We start from the raw sequence: 15,713 nt of genomic DNA, 5'->3' as shown, positions 1-15,713 counted from the left end.
CGGTGGACAGCTTCGGCTGTCCACCCTACGAAATTCGACGTCCGGCGTAGGGTGGATGGCCGAAGCCATCCACCAGCGGGTCAATGACGGAAATGACGCATGCCGGTAAACACCATTGCAATCCCCGCCTCGTCAGCGGCCGCGATGACTTCGGCATCGCGCATCGAGCCGCCCGGCTGGATCACCGCAGTGATGCCGGCTGCGGCCGCGTTGTCGATGCCGTCGCGGAAGGGGAAGAAGGCGTCCGAAGCCATCACGGCACCGGCGACCTGCAAGCCGGCGTGCTCAGCCTTGATCGCGGCAATGCGCGCCGAGTTGACACGGCTCATCTGGCCGGCGCCGACGCCGACGGTCTGACGGTTCTTGGCGTAGACAATGGCGTTGGACTTGACGAACTTGGCCACCTTCCAGGCAAACACCAGATCGTGGATTTCCTGCTCGGTCGGTGCGCGCTTGGTTACGACCTTCAGATCGGCCTCGGTGATCATGCCGATATCGCGGCTCTGTACCAGCAGGCCGCCGTTAACTCGCTTGAAGTCCCACCCGGCAGCGCGCTCAGGGCCCCATTCGCCACACTCGAGCAGGCGCACGTTGGCTTTGGCCGCGACCACTTCACGGGCTTCGGCGGAGACTTTCGGCGCGATGATGACTTCGACGAACTGACGCTCGACGATGGCGCGGGCAGTTTCGCCGTCCAGTTCACGGTTAAAGGCGATGATGCCGCCGAAGGCGGATTCGGTATCGGTGGCGTAGGCCAGATCGTAGGCCTTGCGGATGCCGCCTTCGTCTTCCGGAACCACGGCCACGCCGCACGGGTTGGCGTGCTTGACGATGACGCAGGCCGGCTTGACGAAGCTCTTCACGCATTCGAGGGCGGCGTCGGTGTCGGCCACATTGTTGAACGACAGCTCCTTACCTTGCAGCTGCACGGCGGTGGCCACGCAGGCTTCATCGGCATGCTCGGTGTAAAACGCGGCGCTCTGGTGCGGATTTTCGCCGTAGCGCATTTCCTGCGCCTTGATGAACTGAGCGTTGAAGGTGCGCGGGAACTGGCCACGGTTGTTGGTGGACAGGGTTTCGGCGTCCTGGTCGATGGTGCCCAGGTAGTTGGCGATCATGCCGTCGTAGGCCGCCGTGTGCTCGAATGCCTTGAGAGCCAGGTTGAAACGCTGGGCATAGGTCAGGCCGCCGTCCTTGAGCGCGGCAATAATGCCTTCGTAGTCGCTGGTATTGACCACGATGGCAACGTCCTTGTGGTTCTTGGCGGCGCTGCGCACCATGGTCGGACCGCCGATGTCGATGTTCTCGATGGCATCAGGCAGGGTGCAGTCGGCCTTGGCGACAGTGGTGGCGAAGGGATACAGGTTGACTGCGACCAGGTCGATCGGCTTGATGCCGTGCTCGTCCATCACTGCGCCGTCCAGTGCACGACGGCCAAGGATGCCACCGTGAATTTTCGGGTGCAGGGTCTTCACGCGGCCGTCCATCATTTCCGGGAAGCCGGTGTAGTCGGCTACTTCCACGGCGGCGACGCCGTTGTCCCTGAGCAGCTTGTAGGTGCCGCCAGTGGAGAGAATCTCCACGCCGAGGGCTACGAGCTCTCGGGCGAACTCGAGAATGCCGGTCTTGTCGGAAACGCTGATCAGGGCGCGGCGAACGGGAAGGCGGGTGATCTGGTCGGTCATTTCAGAATCCATCAGAGCGGGAGTATCGGCAAGGAGGGCGGCGCGACGGGCCGCCCCTCGCGGGAGTTCGGCGTTACAGCAGGTCGTACTGCTTGAGCTTCTTGCGTAGCGTGCCGCGGTTCAGCCCGAGCAGCTCGGAGGCCTTGGTCTGGTTGCCCTTCACGTATTGCATGACGGTTTCCAGCAGTGGTGCCTCTACCTCGGTCAATACCAGGTTGTACACGTCGGTGACGTCCGCGCCCTCGAGATGGGCGAAATAGTTGTGCAGCGCCTTCTCCACGGCTTCGCGCAGAGTCTGACCCTCTTCGCTCGGCGTGTTCAGGTGCTGTTTCAAGCTTGTGTTGTCACTCACGGGTGCATTTCCACTCACTAAGGTCTCAGTCATCAACGTCATGCGGCCACCTCGTATCCCTCTTGCTGACGTTCGCGCAAGAACTCGCGAACGTGGGCACACTGTGCCTCCGTGCTTTCCAGACGATTGAATTGGGCGCGAAACTCCCTGGCGCCCGGCAGGGTTGCCAGATACCAGCCGACATGCTTGCGGGCGATGCGTGCGCCCATTAGCTCGCCGTAGAAGGCGTGCAAAGCGGCCAGATGTTCCAGCAGAATGCGTTCCACTTCTTCCAGCCCGGGCGCTGGCAGCTTTTGCCCGGTGCGCAGGTAATGGTCGATTTCGCGGAATATCCACGGCCGGCCCTGGGCGGCGCGGCCGATCAACAGGGCATCGGCCGCGGTGGCGTCAAGCACTGCCCGGGCCTTTTCCGGGGAGTCGATGTCGCCATTGGCGAACACCGGAATGGATACTGCCTGCTTGATAGCGGCAATGGTTTCGTATTCGGCCTGGCCAGTGTAGAGGTCGGCGCGGGTGCGACCATGTACCGCCAGTGCGGCGATACCGGCCTGTTCGGCGATTTTGGCTACGGTAACGCCATTTCTGTTCTGTTGATCCCAGCCGGTTCTGATCTTCAGCGTAACCGGTACATCGACTGCAGCAACCACCGCCTCGAGTATCGCCGCGACCAGCGTTTCGTCCTTCATCAGTGCCGAACCGGCGGCCTTGTTGCACACTTTCTTGGCCGGGCAGCCCATGTTGATGTCGATGATCTGCGCCCCCAACTCGACATTGCGCTGCGCGGCCTCGGCCATCATTGCCGGGTCGCCGCCGGCGATCTGTACCGAGCGCGGCTCGGGATCGTCGGCGTGCAGCAGGCGCAGGCTGGACTTGCGGCTGTTCCACAGGCGCACATCGCTGGTAATCATCTCCGACACCACCATGCCGGCACCCAGGCGGCGGCAGAGTTGGCGGAACGGGCGATCGGTGACACCGGCCATGGGGGCCAGAATCAGGCGATTGGGCAGTGTGTAAGAGCCAATACGTGGGGCCGACATGGGCGTCCCTGCTTGTTGGTTCGCGGTTGAGACTATGTGCGATCAACACCTGTCCTCCGCTGTTTCCGGGGGAAACGACGGTGAAGCGGTGCTCGCGAAAAGGGTGGGCATGATACCCGCTCTCGGTGACCGGATAAAGATCGTCTTGAACAAATTATGAACAATGACGATTCGCTTGCCGGCAGCCGACAGGGGATGACAGGCGCTGGCGTCAGAGAGCTTGCCGCAAGTCGGTGGCTTCAAGATCAGCGTCTGGCAGCTATTCCGGAGAGTGGAAGCTGAGGCTGTAATTGACCGCCCGGGATCCTGGATCAAGGATGTCGAGGGAAATGTGGATTGGTGTCTGTGGCGGCATCTCGGCTTTGCCGGCCAGCTCGCCGGCCAGGTATTCACTGGGTTTGAAGCGGCGACTGGCCACCAGTTGTCCGCCAAGATCGGCAAAGCGTATTTCCAGTAGCGGGAAGGGCTGGGCGAAGGGGGCGCGGTTGTAAAGGATGGCATCGACGATCAGGGCGCCGGAAAACTCCGGATGGCTGCGTACCACCAGGTTGCTGCTGCGAATCTGGTCGATGTCCACTTTCGACGGCAGCTCGCAGCCTAGGCTGGGGCAGATCTGCTCGAACCAGGGGCGATAGCGATCCTGGCGAGCCAGCTCGTCGAAGTTATACAGGACATACTGCACCAGCAGGCCGGAAGCGGCGATCAGGTTTAGCAGGCCCCAGCTCAGCCAGCGTCCCCAGGGGCGTGGCGATGGCTGGCGCCAGTCCAGTTGCAGCGGCTCGTCATTCAGCTCCAGCAACTGGCGGTCGCTAACCAGCGCGGTATCGGCCAGTGGCTCGATGGAAAGTCCGGGGGTGAGGCGCTCGTCGTCCTCTGGCTCATCGGGCAGGGTGCCCAGGCGCGGCTCGGGAAGCTCGTCCGGCTCATCGCGCATGGGCGGTTCGGCAAGCGCTGTTTGTGCTGTGGGAGTGCCGTGTTTCTGGCTTTCCTCGCGCAGCAGTGCTTCGGCCCAGGACTCGTCGTGGCTGCTTTCCTCCGTATCGGCAAGGTCGGCAAAGCGCTCTGTCTGGCGCGGAGTGCTCTCCAGGGCAAGGAATTGCTGGGATAGCTGCTGCTCCTGTTCCTCCAGGCGAGCCAGCTCCTCGTCGAGATTGAGGTTGTCCAGATCCAGGTCGTCGTGGATCCACAGGGTATCGTCGCTTGCGGGCTTGGTCGCTGGGGGCGGTGGGTTGCTGCCCGGGCGGAGACGGGAGGCTGGTGCAGTCGCAGTATGGCCGGTACTGGCTGCCGCTCCGAATAGTTGCTCGGCGGCATTGAACACGTGCAGGCACGCGCCGCAGCGCACCACTCCATGGGCTGCAGCCAGCTGCGCCTGGCTGGCGCGGAAGCTGGTTCGGCAGTGGGGGCACTGGGTGACGTGGTGTTCGCTCATGCGCGCTTCCGGAGGATCCAAGTCGGCTAGTCTAACCCAAGGATTGCGGGCAATTCAGCGCCTGATACCGCTGATACGCACCCAGCCATCCTTGAGCGTGGTCGGATCGAGTTCAAAGGCTCTTTCGTAGGCGGCGCGCACTTCGTCTGCCTGTTCGGCGAGGATTCCGGACAGCGCCAGGCGTCCGCCGCTCTTGACCAGTGCGGTGATCTGTGGCGCCAGGGAAACCAGCGGCCCGGCCAGGATATTAGCTACCACGACATCGGCTGCTTGCTGTGGCAACTGCTCCGGCAGGTAGACCGGGAAGCGCGCCGGGTCGATGCCATTGCGCGAGGCATTGTCGCGCGAAGCTTCCAGGGCTTGCGGGTCGATATCGGTGCCCACCGCCTGCGGTGCGCCGAGCAGCAGGGCTGCGATGGCGAGGATGCCCGAGCCGCAACCGAAGTCGAGCACGGTGCAGCCGTCCAGGTCCTGGCCGTCGAGCCATTCCAGGCACAGCGCGGTGGTCGGGTGGGTACCGGTGCCGAAGGCCAGTCCCGGATCGAGCAGCAGGTTGACCGCATCCGGCTCCGGAGCTTCGTGCCAGCTGGGTACGATCCACAGCCGGCGACCGAAGCGCATGGGCTGGAAGTTGTCCATCCAGCTGCGTTCCCAGTCCTGATCCGCGATATGCTCGATCTGGTGTTCGGGCAGCTTGCCGCCGCACAGAAGCTGCAGGTGGGCGAGCAGCGCGGTTTCGTCGGTGTCGGCCTCGAACAGTGCCAGCAGATGGGTGTGCGACCACAGCGGGGTGGTGCCCAGATCCGGCTCGAAAATCGGCTGATCTTCGGCATCCATGAAGGTGACCGACACGGCGCCTACATCCAGAAGGGCGTCTTCGTAGGTGGAGGCCTGCTCGGGCGTGATGGCGAGTCGGAGTTGTAACCAGGGCATCGCGAACCTCATCGGTGGGCGCGGGAACATGTGGCCGCGCAGCTTACTTGAACGGCTGGGGAGCGTGCCAGCCTGGCCGCCGAAACGACAAGGGCCGCCCGAGGGCAGCCCTTGTGGTGTACCTGGCCGTGGCTCAGTGCTTGTCCATACCCAGTTTCTTTTCCAGGTAATGGATGTTCACGCCGCCCTTGACGAAACCCTTGTCGCGGGTCAGGTCGCGGTGCAGCGGCACGTTGGTCTTGATGCCGTCGACCACGATTTCGTCCAGGGCATTGCGCATGCGCGCCATGGCTTCGTCACGGTCCTTGCCGAAGGTGATCAGCTTGCCGATCAGCGAGTCGTAGTGCGGCGGCACGCTGTAGCCACTGTACAGGTGCGAGTCGACGCGAACGCCATTGCCGCCCGGAGCATGGAAGTGCTTGACCTTGCCGGGGCTGGGCATGAAGTTGTCCGGGTCTTCGGCGTTGATCCGGCACTCGACCGAGTGACCGAGGATCTTCACGTCTTCCTGCTTGATCGACAGCTTGTTGCCGGCGGCGATGCTGAGCATCTCCTTGACGATGTCGATGCCGGTAACCATTTCGGTAACCGGGTGCTCCACCTGAACACGGGTGTTCATCTCGATGAAGTAGAAGCGGCCGTCCTCATAGAGGAATTCGAAGGTACCAGCGCCGCGGTAGCCGATTTCGATGCAGGCATCAACGCAGCGCTGCAGTACCTCGGCGCGGGCCTTTTCGTCGATCAGTGGGGCGGGTGCCTCTTCTATCACCTTCTGGTGACGGCGCTGCAGCGAGCAGTCGCGGTCGTACAGGTGGATGGCGTTGCCCTGGCCGTCGGAGAGCACCTGAACTTCCACGTGACGTGGGTTGCCGAGGAATTTCTCCAGGTAGACCATCGGGTTGCCGAAGGCTGCGCCAGCCTCGGTACGGGTCAGCTTGGCCGACTTGATCAGGTCTTCTTCCTTGTGTACCACGCGCATTCCGCGACCACCGCCACCGCCAGCGGCTTTGATGATCACCGGGTAGCCCACCTCACGGGCGATGCGCAGGGCTTCTTCCTCGTCTTCCGGCAGTGGGCCGTCGGAGCCGGGAACTACCGGCACGCCGGACTTGATCATGGCTTCCTTGGCCGACACCTTGTCGCCCATCAGGCGAATCACATCGGCTTTCGGGCCGATGAAGGCGAAGCCGGAGTTTTCCACCTGCTCGGCGAAGTCGGCGTTTTCGGCGAGGAAGCCGTAGCCCGGATGGATCGCGGTGGCACCGGTCAGTTCGGCGGCACTGATGATCGCCGGAATGTTCAGGTAGGACTGCGAGCCAGGGGCCGGGCCAATGCAGACGGACTCGTCGGCCAGGCCCAGGTGCATCAGCTCACGGTCGGCGGTGGAATGCACGGCCACCGTCTTGATGCCCATTTCCTTGCAGGCGCGCAGGATGCGCAGGGCGATTTCGCCACGGTTGGCGATGAGGACTTTTTCCAGCTTCTGCATTGCAGGCACCCCGTGCATCAAACGATGGTGAACAGGGGTTGGTCGTACTCAACCGGCTGGCCGTTTTCCACCAGGATGGATTCGATCACGCCGCTGGCTTCGGCTTCGATGTGGTTCATCATCTTCATCGCTTCGACGATGCAGAGAACGTCGCCTTTCTTTACGCTCTGACCAACTTCCACGAAACTCGGCGAGCTTGGGCTGGCGGCGCGGTAGAAGGTGCCGACCATCGGCGAACGCACCACGGTGCCGTTGAGCTTCGGTGCAGCCGGAGCTGCCTCGGCAGCAGGCGCAGCGGCGGCTGCTGCAGCGGGAGCCGGAGCCTGGGGCGCGGCGAACACCGGCTGCGGGGCATAGCTGGCGGCCTGCTTGCTGTGACGGCTGATGCGAACCGACTCTTCGCCTTCTTTGATCTCCAGTTCGTCGATACCGGACTCTTCCAGCAGTTCGATCAGTTTCTTGACTTTACGGATATCCATGCGATTCAACTCCCGGTGAGGTCAGGATAATTTGCTTTCAAGTTGTTCCAGTGCGGCTTGCAGTGCCAGCCGGTAGCCGTTGGCGCCGAGCCCGCAGATCACCCCTACTGCCACATCGGAGAAGTAGGAATGATGGCGAAAGGGTTCACGCTTGTGCACGTTCGACAGGTGCACCTCGATGAATGGGATGCTCACCGCCAGTAGCGCGTCACGTAATGCGATGCTGGTATGAGTAAAGGCGGCCGGATTGATCAGAATGAAGTCGACGCCTTCGGCCTTCGCCGCGTGAATTCGTTCGATCAGTTCATACTCGGCATTGCTCTGCAGATGCAGCAGATGGTGGCCGGCCTCGCGGGCCTGCTGTTCCAGGCCGCGATTGATCTCATTAAGCGTGGTGGAGCCATATTTGTCGGGCTCGCGGGTGCCCAGCAGATTGAGGTTGGGGCCATGCAGCACGAGAAGAGTGGCCATGGAGCAATTCCTTATTGTTCAAGCTGCGCGGACTATGCCGTAGCCGGGCGATGCCAGCAATAGTCGACACGATCTCGGCCAGTTACGCTAGAAATATGACTGATTCTGCTTTTTTGGTCGTTACGGGCTGAGTGCAGCCTGATCGAGTCGCACTGCGAAACTGACAGCGTCTATCTCGCCTACTGTGCGCAGTTCGTGCAGTTCTTCGCCATTTTTGGCGAACAGCAGGATGGCTGGTGGGCCGAACAACTGGAAGCGGTCGAGTAGGGCGCGCTGGGCAGCATTGCTTTCTGTGATGTCGAAGCGGATCAGGCGCCAGCCGTCCAGTCGGCTGCCCACTTCAGGGTTGCCGAACACTTCGCGCTCAATCACTTTGCAGCTGATGCACCAGTCCGCATACCAGTCCAGCACTAGCGGCTGGCCTGCTGCCCGGGCCTGGGCCAGCGCTGCGTCCAGTGCGGCGGGGTCGCTGAGTGTTTGCCAGGCACCATTCTGTGCTGCGCCTGTCTTGGTCTGGCTGACGGCAAAGCCGGACAGGGGGCGTAGCGGGTCACTGGCGCCCTGCAGAGCGCCGACAGCAGCCGCCAGGGCGTAGACCAGCAGTGCCAGGCCGAGAATTTGTGAGAGCTTCTGCCTGTTGGTCTTTGGGCCGAATTCCAGGGCGCCGAGGAACACTGCTACGCCCCCGGCCAGCAGAGCCCACAGGGCCAGGCTGAGGCTGCCTGGCAGAACACGCTCTAGCAGCCATACGGAGACGGCCAGCAGCAGTACGCCGAAGGCGTTGCGCACGCCGATCAGCCAGTTCCCGCTCTTCGGTAGCACGGCGCCACCGCCGACGGCAAACAATACCAATGGCGTCCCCATGCCCAGCCCCAGAGCCAGCAGCTTCAGGCCGCCACCGAGAGCATCGCCGCTGGCGCTGATATAGAGTAGGGCGCCAGCCAGTGGTGCGGAGACACAGGGGCTGACCAGCAGGCTGGAGAATACGCCGAGAAGAGCCGCATTGAGATGTGACCCCCCGGGGGTGCGACCGGCCAGGCGGTCGAGCGGCTCACTGATCAGGCGCGGTAGGCGCAGATCGTACAGGCCGAACATGGCCAGGGCGAAGGCCGCGAAAAAGGCGGCGAAGGGCACCAGCACCCAGGGTGATTGCAGCCTGGCCTGTAGATTCAGACCGGCGCCAAACAGCCCCATCAGGATTCCGAGTACTGCAAAGCAGGCAGCCATGGCTAGTACGTAGGCCAGCGAAAGGGTCAGTCCGCGCATTCCGCCGAGTTGGCCGCGCAGTACCACGCCGGAGAGGATTGGCAACATAGGCAACACGCAGGGGGTGAAGGTCAGGGCCAGACCACCCAGGAAGAACAGTGTCAGTTCCTTCCAGCTCCAGCCGCTTTCTGGGGGAGCAGTGCTGTCGCCGGCGACGGACGCGACTTCGCCGATCTCGATCAGCTCGGTTTCCGGCGGGTAGCAGAGGCCCTTGTCTGCGCAGCCCTGGTAGCCGACCTGCAGGCGCAGCGGGAGGTCGTCCGGGTTCTCCAGCGGCAGGCGGATGTCGAGTACGCCGTAATAGACCTCGACGTCACCGAAGAACTCGTCGTGTTTGGGCTCTCCGGCCGGCAGGAGAGCTTCGCCTCTCATCAGCTCGGCCGGCTCGACGGTAAAACTGAAACGATGACGATACAGGTAGTAGCCCTCGGCTGCGACGAAGCGCAAGGTCACGCCCTGAGTGTCGTGAGCGACCAGGCTTGGCTTGAAGGCCTCGTGAACGGGCAGAAAGTCGCTGCTGTTGTTCAGTGGGGCGCCCAGGGGAGAGGCGCCAGGGCGCTGGTCGAACAGGTTGGCGCTGGCCGGCAGGCACAGGCAAAGCAGCAACAGAGGAAGCAGCAGGCGGCGCAGTGACATCGAACGTACATCTCGGCTGAAGTTGGCGGCATGATAGCTGAAAGCGCCAGGCGGGTTCCTGGCAGCCGCGTCACACTACCGGAGCCCGGATGGGTGGGTGTTGGAGATCGAGCGGTTTTCCAAGTTCCCGCCTGCGCTGCCTTGTCGCAGGCTCAGAGCCTGAAGGCATGGGTTTCTTCGTGCAGTTGCATGCCGAGTAGATGCAACTGTTCGCCCTGTTTGTGCGCGGCGTCGATACGCTGCAGGTTTTCCTCGCCGAGCAGCCGTATGCATTCGCTGTGTCTGCGGATGTCGCTCACCGTGGCGGCCTGTCGGGCGGTGGCATCAGCGATGCGTGCAGCTCTGCTGGCAATGGTATCGGTGGCGCCGACGATTGCCTCAAGTGCGGTCTCGGCAGCTTCGGCCTGACCGGCGCTACCCTGGGCCTGTTCGACCTGTCGGCGCAAGGCCTGTAGTGACTGGCCGGCAGCTTGTTGCAGGCGGTCGATGAGTTGCTGGATCTGTGCAGTGGCTTTGCCGGTGCGCAGTGACAGCGAGCGCACCTCTTCGGCAACGACGGCAAAGCCTCGTCCGGCAGAGCCGGCGCGAGCAGCTTCGATGGCGGCGTTGAGAGCCAGCAGATTGGTCTGTTCGGCTATGCCGCTGATCATCGTTGCCACGCCGCCGATGGTGGCGGTTTCCTCGGCCAGTTGTTCGATCACAAGGGTGTTGCCCTGAACCTCGCTGGCCAGTCTGTGCAGGCCGCCCAGACCTTCGCGGATGACCTGCTGGCCGTGTTCCAGTGCGCCCCGGGCATGCTGGCTGGCCTCGGCAGTTTGGCGGGCATCGGCACTTACCTGGCTGATACTGGTCTCCAGTTCGCCCAGTGCTTCGCTGATCCGTCCGGTATCGTCAGTCTGGCGTTCGGCGCCGCTCTGCAAGCCGCTTCCCAGATCGGCCAGGTTTTGGCTGGCGCTGGCGACCTGACCAGCATGGCTGCGAATGCGACCGACGAGGTTGGCCAGATAATGGCGCAGGCGCCCGAGCGAGTCCTCGATATCGCGCAGCTCGCGGATTTTCGAGCCGATAGTTATGGTCGAGGTAAAATCGCCGTCGGCCCACAGCGAGAGCGCCGGAGCTAGTTGTCCGAGCACCCGGGCCAGACGTCGCTGGAGGCGGTCGATGAGCAGAGCGAGAAGCAGAATCAGACCGATCACCAGCCCTTGGGTGAGGCGCACCTCGGCCTGAATGCGCGCATGTTCGCTGCGCACCTGCGGCTCCATGGCGGCCAGCGCCTGTTGCAGTCCGGCAATGCGCTGGTCGGCATCTGCGGCCAGTTGCTTGCGCTGTTCGACCAGTGCCCGGGTGCGCTGCAATTCCTCCGGGTAGCGGCGTATCAGGCTGGCCAGTTCGCGCTTTAGTTCGGTGCCACTGTCATGCTGTTGTGTATCCGGGGTGGCTTCCTCCAGCCCGAGCAGGGCGGCAAATCCGGAGCGCAAGCTGGCGTCGGCCTGACCTACACCCAGCAATGGCAAGACCTGAAGTTGTTCGGTCAGGCTGCTGAGGGCGCGCCGTTCGCTTTCGACGGTCTCATAGAGCTGCGCGCTGCCCAGGTTGGCGAAACGCTCACGAGCATGAGCCAGGCGTAGAAGGCGCCGGCCGGCTTCGCCCAGCAAGCGGCGATAGTCCAGAACTGCTTCGTTGGTGCTGCTGTCGGCGTAGCGGGTTAGTTTTTCCAGGCTGGCTTGCATCTCTCTCTCGGCCTGCAGCAACAACCCTTGCGGATCGCCGCCAAGCTTGCCGGCGGCCAATAGCGGGCCGTCGCTGAATTCGCGCAGTTGTTGCAGGCTTGGAAGCAGTTCGGCGGCCAGAGACTCCGGGAGATCGGCAAGGCCTTGAGCGAACGTGTCAATGGCCTCTCTAGCGGTACTGTGGTGCAGTGCATCACCGCTGTCGAGGTAGCCCTTGATGTTGTCGGCAACCTGCTGACGGAATGACTGCGACAGTAGCAGGTAGCGCTCCATCAGTTGCAGCGGTTGCTGCAGGGCGCTTTGTGACCACCACAGAGTTGCGGCCAGGGTCAGGCACAGGGCGATCAGCATCAGGGTAGTCAGGTGGGTCAGTAGCTTGAGGCGCATGGCGGGCCCGATCGACAATAGAGCGATGCGATCGAGGTTATTGCGCAACGGTTACGGCCAGATGACGGCGTTGGAGCTGGCCGCGCGCGGCTGTGTCATTCGGGACGGTAGAGTTCGACCCGGTTGCGGCCGCCGCGCTTGGCCCGGTACAGCGCTTCGTCGGCCTGTTTGGACAGGCTGTTGGCGTTCAGTCCTGGTTGCAGTGTGGCGATGCCACAACTGAAGGTGCAGGTCAAATCCTGAGGCTGCGCGGGGTAGTTGATTTCGGCAAAGCGCAGGCGGATTTCCTCCAGAACGCTCAGGGCGGACTGCTCGTCGGTATCCGGCAAGACCACAGCAAATTCTTCGCCGCCATAACGGCCGATGTGGTCGGTCTTGCGCAGGCGCTGCTTGAGAAACAGTGCCAGGCTCTTGATTACCCGGTCGCCCATGGGGTGGCCGTAGGTGTCGTTGACCTTCTTGAAGTGGTCTATGTCGAGCATGGCGAAGGCCAGCGGACGGCTGTCGCGGCGAGCCCGAAAGCAGGCATCCTCAAGCAGTTGCAGTGTGTGGGTGTGGTTGTACAGCCCGGTGAGGCTGTCGCGCACCATGCGGGCCTTGAGATTGCGCGCCCGTGCGGCACGGTTGCGTACCGTGGCGATCAGATGGCGCGGCTTGATTGGCTTGGTGAGAAAGTCGTCACCGCCTTCGCTCATGGCGTCGAGCTGCTTGTCCAGATCGTCCTCGGCTGACAGGTAGATGATCGGCACGCTGACGTATCGATCATTGTGGCGAATTACCTTGGCCAGCTCGGCGCCGTTGCACTCGGGCATGTACATGTCGAGGATGATCAGATCCGGCTGAAACTCGGCCAGCGCATCCATGGCATGAATCGGCTCGGTCAGGGTATGGGTGAGGATGCCGGCACTGTTGAGTACGCGTTCGGTGTGGGTGGCCTGAGCCTTGGAGTCGTCGATGATCAGTACCTTGTACGGATCATACTGGGCCACGTGGGTCAACACCTCGATACGTTCAAGCAGGCTGGAGGCATCGAGCGAACCAGTGAAGAACTCCTGACCGCCAGCGCGGACTGCAGCGAGGCGCGTCGGTGTGTCGGTCTCGTGATGACTGAAGAACAGCAGAGGGATTTTCTGCTCCAGCCCCTGCTGTGTTGATTCGGCCAGCTCCAGGCCGGCACCGGCGAAGTCTACATCCATGACGATGGCGGCCGGATGTCGTTCGACTATGGCTGCACGGAAGGATTGGGCGTCGCTCAGGGCCTGAGCCGTCAGGCCGAAGAACTCCAGTTGCTGTGCCAGGCGTTCGGCGCGCTGGGTGTCCTGCAGGGCCAGGTAGATCGGCTTGCGCAATGGCGGCAGGAAGGTCTGCTCGTAGGCATCGCTATGGCGCAGACCGGTGCGTGAGAGACGCTGCATGGCCTGGTTGAGGCGGGCAATCAGCTCGCTGTTGAGGCGACCGCGGTTTTCTGCCACTGCATCAAGGCTGGCGGCGATGTTCTGAGCCAGTCGGGCATGCTCGGTCTGCTCGAAGCGTTCGGCATAGCGCAGCAGGCGCAGGTTTGCTTCTGCCAGCTCACCCATGCCGACGTCTGTCCACTCGCTGCGCTGCAGGCGTTGCCAGACCTCCAGCACCTGACGCGCCTGATGGATCACCCGCTGGGCGAAGTGATGCTTGAGGCGGTCGCGAGTTGGATCCAGATGTTCGGTCATGGGCCGACTTCTATAAAGCTCTCATTGCTAATGGCTTGATGCTATCACTTGAGGGCGGTGATGACATCGTCCGTCGATCTGTTGACGACGGTATTCCTATCGAAGAAGCAACAAAAATTTGCAATGTGCCAAAGGGTTCTCATCATGACGGCAAGCAGGTCTCTTCAGAACGGTTCGAATGCTTCGGGTTCCCTGTGTTGCAGAAAAATGTCGCCATCGCCACCGTGCCGAAGCAATGCACCTGCCGGATGCGCAGCTGTCTGCCACTGGGGGCTGCAATGGCACTAGTTTGCCGTCATGCCCTGCGTTTTACAGTGCGCATGCCTTATATTGCCGATCAGATCGCAACCCGCTGGTCGGATTGCGGTCGAATAATCGAATTGCTTAAGAAGGGACATTGCCATGCTGGACTGGAAGAATCGTGCGACGAACGCGCAGGGCAGCGCCGACAGCAGTGCCGGAGGCAGCCGTAGCGGCGGTCTGGTGACGCGCGCGCTGGGTGGTCTGCTCGTGCTCTGCCTGCTGGCCGCCCTGGTGGTTGGCTGGTACTGGAGTCAGGAGCCGGCAGCCTTTCAGGTTCAGCAGCAGGCCCAGAACGCGGCGCAGGAGGTGCAGCGGCAGATGGTTACGGGCTATACCACGGTGGAAACGCTCAAGCAGGTGGCCAGCACTCTGCTGGACAAGCCGGGTGGTTTCCTGTCCAACGATCTGGCCCCGCCTGGCCTGTGGCTGGACAACATGCCGAGCTGGGAGTACGGCGTGCTGGTGCAGGTGCGAGACTTCTCTCGTGCGCTGCGCAAGGACTTTGCCCGCTCGCAATCGCAGTCGACTGAGGATCCGGATCTGGCCAAGGCCGAGCCGCGCTTTCACTTCGACAACAAGAGCTGGGCGTTGCCGGCGTCCGAGTCCGAATACCGTGAAGGTATTCAGGCGCTGGATCGCTATCTCGCCCGTCTGTCCGACCCGGGGCAGAAAAACGCACGCTTCTATGCCCGGGCCGACAACCTCAACAACTGGCTGGGCGATGCCAGTACCCGTCTCGGCTCGCTGTCGCAGCGTCTGTCGGCCAGTGTTGGCCGGGTGCGTCTGAACGACAGTGTGCAGGTCGACGGTGATCCGCAGGAGCAGGGCCTGCTCGGCGAGGGTGGTGTGTACGAGACCCCCTGGCTGCAAATCGATAATGTCTTCTACGAGGCTCGCGGCCAGGCCTGGGCGCTGTCTCACCTGCTGCGAGCCATCGAGGTGGACTTTGCCGATGTGCTGGCGAAGAAGAACGCCACTGTCAGCGTGCGTCAGATCGTGCGTGAACTGGAAGCGGCCCAGGCAACTCTGTGGAGTCCGGTGATCCTCAACGGTAGTGGCTACGGCATCCTGGCGAACCACTCGCTGGTAATGGCCAACTACATTTCGCGTGCCAACGCCGGTCTGATCGACCTGCGTCAATTGCTGAGCCAGGGCTGATGAGCGGCTATTCGGCAGCCGAGGCGGCGCATCGGGCCGCCTCCGATCGGGAGCGGGTGGCCTGGGTCGATGAAAGCGACTGTCCGCTTGGTGGGGTGACCCGGGCCGAGCTCCGAGAGAAACGGCTGATCGGTCGTGGCACCTACATTCTGCTGTTCAACACAGCCGGGTTGCTCTGCGTCCATCGCCGTACCCTGAGCAAGGCGCTGTATCCGGGCTACTGGGACGTGGCGGCCGGTGGCATGGTACTGGAGGGCGAAGATTATGCGTTCTCGGCCCGTCGCGAGCTGGCGGAGGAGCTGGGGATAGTCGATGCCGAGCTGGTACAGCATGCGCACTTTCTCTATGACGCGCCGGAAAGCCGGCTGTGGTGCATGGCCTATTCGGCGGTGTCGGATGCACCGCTGGTGCTGCAGCCGGAGGAGGTGCTGGAAGCGCGCTTCATCAGCATCGAGCTGGCGCTGGAGGAAGCCTGTCGTCTGCCCTATTGTCCGGACTCGCTGGCAGCGTTGCAGCGCTATCTCAAGTCTGCTGGTGTCGCGGATTTCGAGCGTGACGTGCGCGATGGCAAACGGCGTCGCCAAACTGCCGCACAATGACGCAAATACGCACTTAGCAAGGCCGGGCTTTGCCGTTAAACTGCGCG

At 62.6% G+C, this 15,713-nt stretch carries 14 protein-coding genes; 3 read left to right on the top strand and 11 right to left on the bottom strand.

Annotated elements, in window-relative coordinates; all coding sequences use genetic code 11:
- Positions 1-80 precede the first annotated feature (80 nt).
- The 11 genes from purH to NCCP436_RS12065 form a co-directional block, all read right to left on the bottom strand.
- The gene (gene purH, locus NCCP436_RS12115; RefSeq protein ID WP_220804255.1) at positions 81-1,685 is read right to left on the bottom strand and encodes a bifunctional phosphoribosylaminoimidazolecarboxamide formyltransferase/IMP cyclohydrolase; all 1,605 of its coding nucleotides are present in this window, start codon (positions 1,683-1,685) and stop codon (positions 81-83) included.
- 73 nt (positions 1,686-1,758) lie between these two features.
- Positions 1,759-2,079 carry a DNA-binding transcriptional regulator Fis gene (gene fis / locus NCCP436_RS12110; RefSeq protein ID WP_220804254.1) on the bottom strand — a complete coding sequence of 107 codons (321 nt, stop codon included), beginning with the start codon at positions 2,077-2,079 and terminating at the stop codon, positions 1,759-1,761.
- Positions 2,076-3,074 (bottom strand): tRNA dihydrouridine synthase DusB, encoded by a 999-nt coding sequence (dusB, locus tag NCCP436_RS12105; RefSeq protein WP_220804253.1) that lies wholly within the window; start codon positions 3,072-3,074, stop codon positions 2,076-2,078. Before dusB ends, fis begins: the two co-directional genes overlap by 4 nt.
- Before the next feature lie 259 nt (positions 3,075-3,333).
- On the bottom strand, positions 3,334-4,506 hold the full coding sequence (locus tag NCCP436_RS12100) for a DUF3426 domain-containing protein (protein WP_220804252.1): 1,173 nt from the start codon (positions 4,504-4,506) through the stop codon (positions 3,334-3,336).
- Between the two features lie 54 nt (positions 4,507-4,560).
- A complete protein-coding gene (gene prmA, locus NCCP436_RS12095) occupies positions 4,561-5,439 on the bottom strand; it encodes a 50S ribosomal protein L11 methyltransferase (protein WP_220804251.1) in 879 nt (292 codons plus the stop codon).
- A 133-nt stretch (positions 5,440-5,572) separates the two neighbouring features.
- Positions 5,573-6,928 carry an acetyl-CoA carboxylase biotin carboxylase subunit gene (gene accC / locus NCCP436_RS12090; protein WP_220804250.1) on the bottom strand — a complete coding sequence of 452 codons (1,356 nt, stop codon included), beginning with the start codon at positions 6,926-6,928 and terminating at the stop codon, positions 5,573-5,575.
- Positions 6,929-6,945: 17 nt separating this feature from the next.
- Positions 6,946-7,407: an acetyl-CoA carboxylase biotin carboxyl carrier protein gene (accB, locus tag NCCP436_RS12085; RefSeq protein ID WP_220804249.1), complete on the bottom strand. Its 462-nt coding sequence runs from the start codon at positions 7,405-7,407 to the stop codon at positions 6,946-6,948.
- Positions 7,408-7,428: 21 nt separating this feature from the next.
- Positions 7,429-7,878 carry a type II 3-dehydroquinate dehydratase gene (gene aroQ / locus NCCP436_RS12080; protein ID WP_220804248.1) on the bottom strand — a complete coding sequence of 150 codons (450 nt, stop codon included), beginning with the start codon at positions 7,876-7,878 and terminating at the stop codon, positions 7,429-7,431.
- Between the two features lie 120 nt (positions 7,879-7,998).
- Complete coding sequence (gene dsbD, locus NCCP436_RS12075; protein WP_220804247.1) at positions 7,999-9,780, bottom strand: protein-disulfide reductase DsbD; 1,782 nt, start codon at positions 9,778-9,780, stop codon at positions 7,999-8,001.
- A 152-nt stretch (positions 9,781-9,932) separates the two neighbouring features.
- Complete coding sequence (locus NCCP436_RS17870) at positions 9,933-11,042, bottom strand: methyl-accepting chemotaxis protein (protein ID WP_375709493.1); 1,110 nt, start codon at positions 11,040-11,042, stop codon at positions 9,933-9,935.
- A gap of 950 nt (positions 11,043-11,992) precedes the next feature.
- Positions 11,993-13,606 carry a PleD family two-component system response regulator gene (locus NCCP436_RS12065; protein ID WP_220804245.1) on the bottom strand — a complete coding sequence of 538 codons (1,614 nt, stop codon included), beginning with the start codon at positions 13,604-13,606 and terminating at the stop codon, positions 11,993-11,995.
- On the opposite strand from NCCP436_RS12065, the gene NCCP436_RS12060 reads away from it, so the two are divergent.
- From NCCP436_RS12060 to NCCP436_RS12050, 3 genes are read left to right on the top strand one after another with little or no spacing between them, the layout of a single operon-like run.
- Positions 13,585-14,079, top strand: coding sequence for a hypothetical protein (locus tag NCCP436_RS12060; RefSeq protein ID WP_220804244.1), 495 nt, complete (start codon positions 13,585-13,587; stop codon positions 14,077-14,079). The two genes, NCCP436_RS12065 and NCCP436_RS12060, sit on opposite strands and share 22 nt — an antisense overlap.
- Positions 14,009-15,067: a DUF2333 family protein gene (locus tag NCCP436_RS12055; RefSeq protein WP_220804243.1), complete on the top strand. Its 1,059-nt coding sequence runs from the start codon at positions 14,009-14,011 to the stop codon at positions 15,065-15,067. The genes NCCP436_RS12060 and NCCP436_RS12055 overlap by 71 nt, the downstream gene beginning before the upstream one ends.
- Positions 15,067-15,666, top strand: a complete 600-nt coding sequence (locus tag NCCP436_RS12050) for an NUDIX hydrolase (protein ID WP_220804242.1) — start codon at positions 15,067-15,069, stop codon at positions 15,664-15,666. The genes NCCP436_RS12055 and NCCP436_RS12050 overlap by 1 nt, the downstream gene beginning before the upstream one ends.
- The last annotated feature ends 47 nt before the right edge of the window (positions 15,667-15,713 follow it).

It is taken from the genome of Pseudomonas sp. NCCP-436 (assembly GCF_019656335.1).
Taxonomy (GTDB): Bacteria; Pseudomonadota; Gammaproteobacteria; order Pseudomonadales; family Pseudomonadaceae; genus Aquipseudomonas.
Note: the sequence above shows the minus strand (reverse complement) of the source record. Positions and strands in the feature narration are given on the sequence as shown.